The sequence below is a fragment of the Dorea sp. AF24-7LB genome, from assembly GCF_003478575.1.
GTDB classification, from domain to species: domain Bacteria; phylum Bacillota; class Clostridia; order Lachnospirales; family Lachnospiraceae; genus Dorea_D; species Dorea_D hominis.
The window spans coordinates 32712-41131 of sequence record NZ_QUFR01000008.1 but is presented as its reverse complement, the minus strand read 5'-3'; the positions used below and the strand labels follow the sequence as shown (position 1 = coordinate 41131).

Annotated in this window: 8 protein-coding genes; all 8 read left to right on the top strand. The window is 40.2% G+C overall.

Features of this window, described 5'->3' with window-relative positions; all coding sequences use genetic code 11:
* Nucleotides 1–114 precede the first annotated feature (114 nt).
* The 8 genes from DWY31_RS09190 to DWY31_RS09155 all read left to right on the top strand — a co-directional run bounded on the left by DWY31_RS09190 (nt 115) and on the right by DWY31_RS09155 (nt 8346).
* On the top strand, nt 115–621 hold the full coding sequence (locus DWY31_RS09190) for a hypothetical protein (protein WP_118520194.1): 507 nt from the start codon (nt 115–117) through the stop codon (nt 619–621).
* Nucleotides 615–923 (top strand): hypothetical protein, encoded by a 309-nt coding sequence (locus tag DWY31_RS09185; protein ID WP_118520192.1) that lies wholly within the window; start codon nt 615–617, stop codon nt 921–923. Before DWY31_RS09190 ends, DWY31_RS09185 begins: the two co-directional genes overlap by 7 nt.
* Nucleotides 924–2078: 1155 nt before the next feature.
* On the top strand, nt 2079–2300 hold the full coding sequence (locus tag DWY31_RS09180; protein WP_021861231.1) for a tautomerase family protein: 222 nt from the start codon (nt 2079–2081) through the stop codon (nt 2298–2300).
* Between the two features lie 22 nt (nt 2301–2322).
* A complete protein-coding gene (locus DWY31_RS09175; RefSeq protein WP_118520190.1) occupies nt 2323–3645 on the top strand; it encodes a sodium-dependent transporter in 1323 nt (440 codons plus the stop codon).
* Nucleotides 3646–3841: 196 nt separating this feature from the next.
* Nucleotides 3842–4540, top strand: a complete 699-nt coding sequence (locus DWY31_RS09170; protein ID WP_021861233.1) for an ABC transporter ATP-binding protein — start codon at nt 3842–3844, stop codon at nt 4538–4540.
* A gap of 13 nt (nt 4541–4553) precedes the next feature.
* Entirely contained in the window at nt 4554–6866 is a 2313-nt protein-coding gene (locus tag DWY31_RS09165) for an ABC transporter permease (protein ID WP_118520188.1), read from the top strand.
* A 69-nt stretch (nt 6867–6935) separates the two neighbouring features.
* Nucleotides 6936–7445: a transcription repressor NadR gene (locus tag DWY31_RS09160; protein WP_117538259.1), complete on the top strand. Its 510-nt coding sequence runs from the start codon at nt 6936–6938 to the stop codon at nt 7443–7445.
* 40 nt (nt 7446–7485) lie between these two features.
* On the top strand, nt 7486–8346 hold the full coding sequence (locus tag DWY31_RS09155; protein WP_118287711.1) for a YitT family protein: 861 nt from the start codon (nt 7486–7488) through the stop codon (nt 8344–8346).
* Nucleotides 8347–8420: the final 74 nt, after the last annotated feature.

The window sequence follows — 8420 nt, the reverse complement described above, 5'->3', positions numbered from 1 at the left end:
AGGTGAGAAAAGGAAGAAAAGGGATACGCAGTGGTATCCCGGAGGTGAGAAAAGGAAGAAAAGGGATACGAGGTGGTATCCCCACAATAAGAAGAAAGAGAAAAGGGACACGCTATGACAAATATAAAAGAAGAAGTACAGAAGAATATTAAAGAATTACAGCAGGTCAAGTTAGAATTAGAAGAAAAAATCAAGAATGAACCGGAAGGATCTCTTCGAATAAGCAGGTCGTCAGCAGGGAAACCTAGATATTATCATAAATATATGAATAAGGATAATGAAACAGTGGATTCTTTTACAGGCGATGAACAATTGGTACAGAAGCTGGTGGAAAAGTCATACTATCATAAGATGTTATCCTGTGTGGAAAAAGAATTACAAGCGTTGAAAAACTTTGAAAAATATTACTTTCCTGAAAAAAAGACAGATATTTACAGACAACTGTCACCTGAAAGAAAATCCTTTGTTGATGCAATTTATCTGCCAGAAGAATTACGTGCAGAACAATGGGAAAAGCAGCAGTGGAAAAATATGACAAGTTCACTGATGGATTACGATTTGAGACAGACAGAGGAGAAATTGTTCGCTCAAAATCAGAAATCATTATTGCCAATATGCTGAACAAGAAAGCAGATAATCTAAGTTATCGTTATGAAGCAGAGTTGTATCTAAAGAAAGCAAATAGAATTGTACATCCGGATTTTACAATTCTGAATAAGAAAAGTGGAAAGATATATTACTGGGAACATATTGGAATGTTGGGAAACCAAATATATTCGAATGACTTTGTTAGAAAGGCAAATGACTATATAGAAGATGGGATTATACCCGGAAAACAGTTGATTCTTACTTATGAAACAAAGGACGAACCATTAAACATACAAGTGGTGAAAATACTGGTAGAAGAAATTGTGAAGAGTTGAATTCTTAAATGGTTATATACCAAAGAAATTATTGATCGGCGCAGAGTGATATATATGATATAATTCTTTTGGGTGAAAAATTGTAAAGGAAAGATTTATCTCAGTCGAAAAGACTCCCACATCTTTCAGGTGGTGAGTAATAACAAATTTGTCTCAGTGGGAGTCCAATCTCCGACTGAGATAAACGCTCCGCGAGGATGCGTAGTGATGCTGTACTGAATTTGTCAGCTTATGCTGACCAGAATCACGCGCCAAGCCTCGCAGCTGCTCGACTTGAATAGTTCCCTTTGATGTTAGACAAAAATCATACATGATATCAGTTGGAGAAATATATTGCAAATAAATAATAATGTGTCATAATATGTCGGAGTGATTGGTTATGATGATTATACTGAAATAACGGAATAGTTTGCAAAAGAATTGAGGTGTGTCAGGTGGAGAAAGAAATTAAATTAGATCGAGTGATGGAACTTTTTTTTCGAGCAATGAAGGGCGAATCACTGTCTGTTCAACAGTTAAGGAAGATGAATGGTATTATTATTACATCAAAGAAGAATTTACAGATAAAGTCATAAAAGCTAGAGAAGACGTTATAGATGCACCGTTTAATGGTGGCAGAATTTCGCCAGCAGAGTAGCTTAGAAGTTGTGAGTTTCAGAATCCTGCGTGGTATTTTGGAAGAAATGTCGTAAGTAAAACTGTAAAAGTTCTTGATAATTCAGTATTTGGATTCAAAGAATTAGCAGGATGTAAGATATTTTTAAAAGAACACCAGCTCAGAACAATTATGTGTTATTTACAAGAAAAAAACTGTAGAGTGATGTTAGCAGATGAAGTTGGTATGGGTAAAACTATTGAGGCTGCCTCTGTTTTAAAAGTTTATACAATGCATAATTCAAGACCAATATATGATGAGTTAGTAAAAAATAGATGGAAATAAGAATACCGCTGAATATGAGGTTAATGACTGATATTCAGCGGTGTTTTGCAAAATGACAATTACAAAATATGAGGTTGAAATTGCTTATTCTATTGCAGAATAATATCTAAACAGATTGACATTCCCCGCAAAATTAGGCACAATAGAAAGCAGACGATATCGTTTGCTTACATGCAAAACGGGTATAAGAATAAAAAAACAAGGAGGATAATATTATGCCACATATCGATGTTAAAATGTTTCCGGGAAGAAATGATGAAATTAAGAAGAATCTTGCAGAGAAGTTATTAAAGACTGCAGCAGAGGAACTTCAGATTCCGGCAGAGAACCTGTCAGTTTCGGTAGAGGATGTAGATCCGAAGAAATGGAATGAAGAAGTCGGTGCAGCAACACCGGATGACAAAATTTATGCCGGAAAGATGTTCCGTGCAGAGTAATGCACGGATTAGGGAATGAGGTATGAATAAGAGAGAGTCGTTTAGCAGTAGGTGGGGATTTATCTGCGCCTGCATTGGCTCTGCCGTAGGAATGGGCAATATCTGGATGTTTCCGACCAGAGTGTCGCTGTACGGTGGAGGATCTTTCCTGATTCCGTATTTTCTGTTTGTGATTTTGATCGGTTCTACCGGCGTGATCGGTGAGATGAGTTTTGGAAGGGCTGCAAAGTCCGGACCGATCGATGCATTTGGAATCGCATGTGAGAAAAGAGGAAGAAGGAAGAGCGGAGAAGCACTGGGAATGATCCCGGTGATCGGATCTCTTGCTATGGCAATCGGATATACGGTTGTTATGGGCTGGATTTTGAAATACGCTGTAGGAACATTTACCGGAGCAACGTTAGAGCCGGAAAATGTAGAGGCATTTGGTGCAAAGTTTGGACAGATGGCATCTGCATTTGGAAATAATTTATGGCAGATCGTTGCACTGGCTGCATGTATGCTGATTCTGATGCTTGGTGTCGGAAGTGGAATTGAAAAAGCAAACAAAGTTATGATGCCAATATTCTTCGCATTGTTTGTGATACTTGGGATTTATGTAGCATTTCAGCCGGGGGCATCAGCCGGATATCATTACATATTCCGGATCGATCCAAAAGCATTCAGTGATCCGGCAACATGGATCTTTGCATTGGGACAGGCGTTCTTTTCCCTGTCTGTAGCAGGAAACGGAACGTTGATCTATGGATCGTATCTGTCAGATGAAGAAGACATTCCGGCATCTGCGGGAAGAGTAGCATTCTTTGATACGATTGCGGCAATTCTTGCGGCGTTGGTGATCATTCCGGCGATGGCAACAACAGGTGCACAGCTGAATCAGGGCGGACCGGGACTTTTATTTATTTTCCTGCCGAATCTGATTAAGACCATGCCGGGCGGGCCGGTGATCGCAATTATTTTCTTCGTGGCAGTATTGCTTGCAGGTATGACATCGCTGATCAATCTCTACGAAGCACCGATTGCTACCGTGCAGGAGAAACTGCATTTGTCACGTGTTCCGGCATGCGGTGTGATCGCAGTGGTCGGTGTGATTGTTTCGCTGGTAATCCAGGGAATTGTGTCACAGTGGATGGACGTTTTATCCGTATATATCTGTCCGCTCGGAGCAGGACTTGCAGGCATCATGTTCTTCTGGGTATGCGGTAAGAAATATGTAGAAGCCCAGGTGAACCTTGGAAGAGAGAAGGACTATCGCGCTTCTTTCTATACAATTTGTAAATATGTATATGTACCGGTGTGTTTCATTGTGTTGATTCTTGGAATTGCACTTGGAGGTATCGGATAAGAAGAAAAGGTCTGTGAAAATATATATTTTCACAGACCTTTTCCTATGCCATAGGAAATTACTCCGTAATGTTCCTGTGACATAGAAAGCTTTCCGGGAAAGATTGTGCCGAGACACAATCTTTATACTTGACAAAAAAGTTAGTGTGAACTAACATGAAAATGAGAAACAAAATCAAAATCCTGGGAGGAATGAGATGTTTTTAAAAATAGAGGGAATAAAAAAATCTTTTGGTTCCGGGGAGAACCGGGTAGAAGTATTAAAAGGATTGAATCTGGAGATTGAGAGAGGCGAATTCTGTGTGCTTTTAGGACCGTCCGGTTCTGGAAAGTCCACACTTCTTAATATTATCGGAGGAATCGACGGAGCAGATGACGGAAGCATCACAATTGAAGGTGAACGTTTGGAAGATATGTCGGAGAAACGATTATCGCTGTACCGCAGAAAGCACCTTGGATACATTTTCCAGATGTATAATCTGATCCCGAATCTGACTGTGCGGGAAAATATTGAAGTAGGAGCGTACTTAAGCGATCAGCCGCTTCCGGTGGATGATCTTTTAAATATACTAGGACTGACAGAACACCAGAGGAAATTGCCGAATCAGTTATCCGGCGGACAGCAGCAGCGTACCGCGATTGGTCGTGCCATTGTAAAAAATCCGGATATCCTGCTCTGTGATGAGCCGACCGGAGCTTTGGATTATCATACGTCAAAGGAGATATTGAAACTGATTGAGAAGGTGAATCTGAAATACGGAAATACCATTATCATGGTAACACACAATGATGCGATCAAGGATATGGCAGACCGTGTTGTAAAATTAAAAGATGGTGGTATCCGGAGCAATATATTAAATAAGAATAAGATTCCGGCAGCAGAACTGGAATGGTAAGGAGGACGAACAGATGAAGAGTCCTTTGCGTAAAAGACTCCCACGGGAATTAAAGGGAGAGTTTGGAAAATACCTGGTTGTATTCCTTCTGATGGTAGCTACGATCGGATTTGTATCCGGCTTCCTTGTAGCAGATGGAAGTATGCTGAAAGCATATAATGAAGGATTCGCCAAATATAATATTGAAAATGGAAATTTCCGTGTCAAAGAAAAGATTTACCCGGCACAGAAAGAAGAAATAGAAAAAAATGACATAAAGCTTTATGAAAATTATTATATCGAGCAGACAATGTCCAACAAAAGCACCATACGTTTCTTCAAAAATCGGAAACAGGTCAACAAAGTTTGTCTTATGAAAGGAAGTCTTCCAAAGAAGGCGGACGAGATGGCAATCGACCGTATGTATGCGGATAACAATAAGCTCACTGTTGGCGATACAATGAAGAGTAAAGGCAAGATATGGAAGATTACGGGGTTGGTGGCACTTTCTGATTATAGCTGCCTGTTCCAGAATAACAGTGATACGATGTTTGATGCAGTGAAATTCGGTGTTGCGATAGTGACGGATAAAGGATTTCAGACATTGGATAAAAAGGCATGTCAATACAACTATTCATGGACTTACAACAAGGAACCAGAGAATGAGAAATTGGAAAAAGAGGTAGCGGAAGACCTGATGGAAAACATTGGAAAAGAAGTTACGCTGGAGAGCTTCGTTCCAAGATATCAGAATCAGGCGATCAATTTCACCGGAGAGGACATGGGAAGTGACCGTGCGATGATCATCGTACTTCTCTACATGGTTATTGTGATCATGGCATTTGTATTTGGCGTGACGATCAGCAATACGATACGAAATGAAGCAGCTGTCATCGGAACGCTCAGGGCATCCGGCTACACAAGAAAAGAACTGATACATCATTATATGGTTCTTCCGATATGCGTGACGCTGGCTGGCGCACTGATTGGAAATATACTTGGATATACGGTGCTGAAAAATGTATGTGCAGGGATGTATTACGGCAGTTACAGTCTGCCGACTTATGTAACTGTATGGAACGGAGAAGCATTTCTGCTGACAACGGTTGTGCCGGTGTTGATCATGTTGCTGATTAATTATATGGTATTGCATCACAAATTAAAATTATCTCCGTTACAGTTTTTAAGAAGAGATCTGTCTGGTAAAAAGAAGAAAAAGGCGATGTATTTAAGCCCGAAAACAAGCATTTTCCATCGCTTCAGGCTGCGAATTATTTTCCAGAACAAGAGTAATTATCTGGTATTATTTACAGGTATATTATTTGCAAATCTTCTGTTGTTCTTCGGACTGCTGCTTCCGTCAGTACTGAGTCATTATCAGGTGGAGATCCAGAACGGGCTTCTGGCAAAATATCAGTATCTGTTAGAAGCGCCGGTGTCAGCGGCAAGTGGAAATGAACTGGACAGACTGATTTCCATGCTGGAGTTTTCAGCTGGAACAAAGACGGACAATCCGGATGCGGAAGAATTCAGTGCTTACAGTCTGGATACACTCCCGGGGAAATATAAAACAGAAGAAATCATGCTTTATGGTGTGGATCCGGACAGTGACTATGTGAAAGTTGACACGAAAGATGGCGTTTATATTTCAAGCGCCTATGCGGATAAATTCCGGATTAAAAAAGGTGACATGATCAAGTTAAAAGAGAAATACGAAAAAGATACTTATTCTTTTAAAGTAAAAGGAATCTACCAATACAGCGGTGCACTCTGTGTTTTTATGGATCAGCAGAAGCTGAATAAAACATTTGATCTGGGAACCGATTATTACAGTGGTTATTTTTCAAAAACAAAGATTACGGATATTGATGAAAAATATATCGGTTCTGTCATTGATTTGAGTGCACTTACAAAAGTATCCAGACAATTGGATGTGTCGATGGGAAATATGATGGGACTGGTCAACGGATTTGCAGTTGCAATTTTCCTTGTACTCATTTATCTGCTGTCCAAGATCATTATAGAGAAAAATGCACAGTCGATATCTATGGCGAAAATTCTTGGATACACAGATGGAGAGATTGGCAGGTTATATATATTATCAACATCGATCGTTGTAATACTTTGTCTTTTGTTCAGTTTTCCGATAGAAGAAACATTTATGAAAATAATCTTCCGGGAGATGATGCTAGCCAGCATTTCCGGCTGGATCACACTGTGGATAGATCCGATGATTTATGTAGAAATGTTCGTAATCGGAGCAGTAACTTATGCAGTAGTTGCAGCGCTGGAATACAGAAAGATTCAGAAGGTTCCGATGGATGAAGCATTAAAAAATGTAGAATAAGGTTTGAATCAGAAAATATTTGTAGTATAATAGAACCATCATAGTGCAGTGGGAGGAAAACACGAAAGTATGACCGGTTCTGAAAGAAGAGATAAGATAATTGCCACAATGCAGGAAAACAGGATGCCGGTTCCGGGGAAGGAACTGGCGTCCTTTTACAATGTAAGCCGTCAGGTGATCGTTCAGGATATTGCTCTGATGCGTGCAGCCGGATATGATATCATATCTACGAACAGAGGATATATTCTGAACAGTCCGAAGAGTGTAAAACGTATTTTTAAAGTGCAGCATACAGATGAACAGATGGAAGATGAGCTCTATTCAATTGTGGATCTGGGAGGCTGCGTGGAGACAGTTATTGTGAATCATAAAGTATATGGACGGATGGAGGCGAAGCTTCATATTACGTCTCGGAGACTTGCGTGGGAATTTTTGGAAGATATAAGGAGTGGCAAATCCAGTCCGCTTAAGAATATCACATCAAACTATCATTACCATGAGGTGCATGCAGATAGTGAAGAGACACTGGACATGATAGAAAATATGTTAAGAGAGAAAGGATATTTAGTTGAGGACTAAAGACATCGACAGATGTTGTACCTCAAGGGGAAGAGGGAAAATGAAATTTGAAGCAAAAAAAGATTTGAAGCGAATTGTAGTTGTATGTTTTGCGGCGTTGATGATGGCATTAAACATTAAGACGTTTGTGCGTGCCGGAGGACTGTATCCGGGCGGTGCGACAGGACTTACACTTCTTGTTCAGCGAAGTGCAAAACTGTTTTTCCATATTGCGATTCCATATACACTCGTCAATGTGCTGCTGAATGCAGTGCCGATCTATATCGGATTTCGCTTTATCGGTAAAAAGTTTACATTGTATTCCTGTCTGATGATCGTATTGACCAGTGTGCTGACAGATATGTTGCCGGGATATGCGATCACGTATGATACACTTTTGATCAGTATTTTTGGAGGAATGATCAATGGACTGGCAATCAGCCTGTGTCTTGCGGTCAATGCGACCAGTGGAGGAACTGACTTTATTGCAATTTATCTGTCAGATAAGAAAGGAATCGATTCCTGGAATATGGTTCTTGGACTGAATGTGATCATCCTTGCGGCAGCAGGTGTACTGTTCGGATGGGATAAAGCGCTGTATTCGATTATTTTCCAGTATGCGTCAACGCAGGTGCTTCATGAGCTGTATAAAAAATATCAGCAGAATACAGTGCTTGTTGTAACGAATCACGCAAGAGATGTTTATGAAGCAATTGCAAGAGTGTGCAATCACAGTGCTACGATCATGGAAGGTGAAGGATCTTATGAACACCGTGAACGTAAGGTCGTTTATTCTGTTATATCAAGCGCTGAGATCAAAAAGGTTATGAAAGCAATCAAAGAAGCCGATCCGCATGCTTTTGTCAATGTAATGAAGACAGAGCAGCTATCCGGACGTTTCTACCAGAAACCGACAGATTAAGACAGAGGTATGAGAAATGTGTCGAAGGAAAAATTTGCAATTATGACTGGCTATGGTATAATAGTTGCGACCAA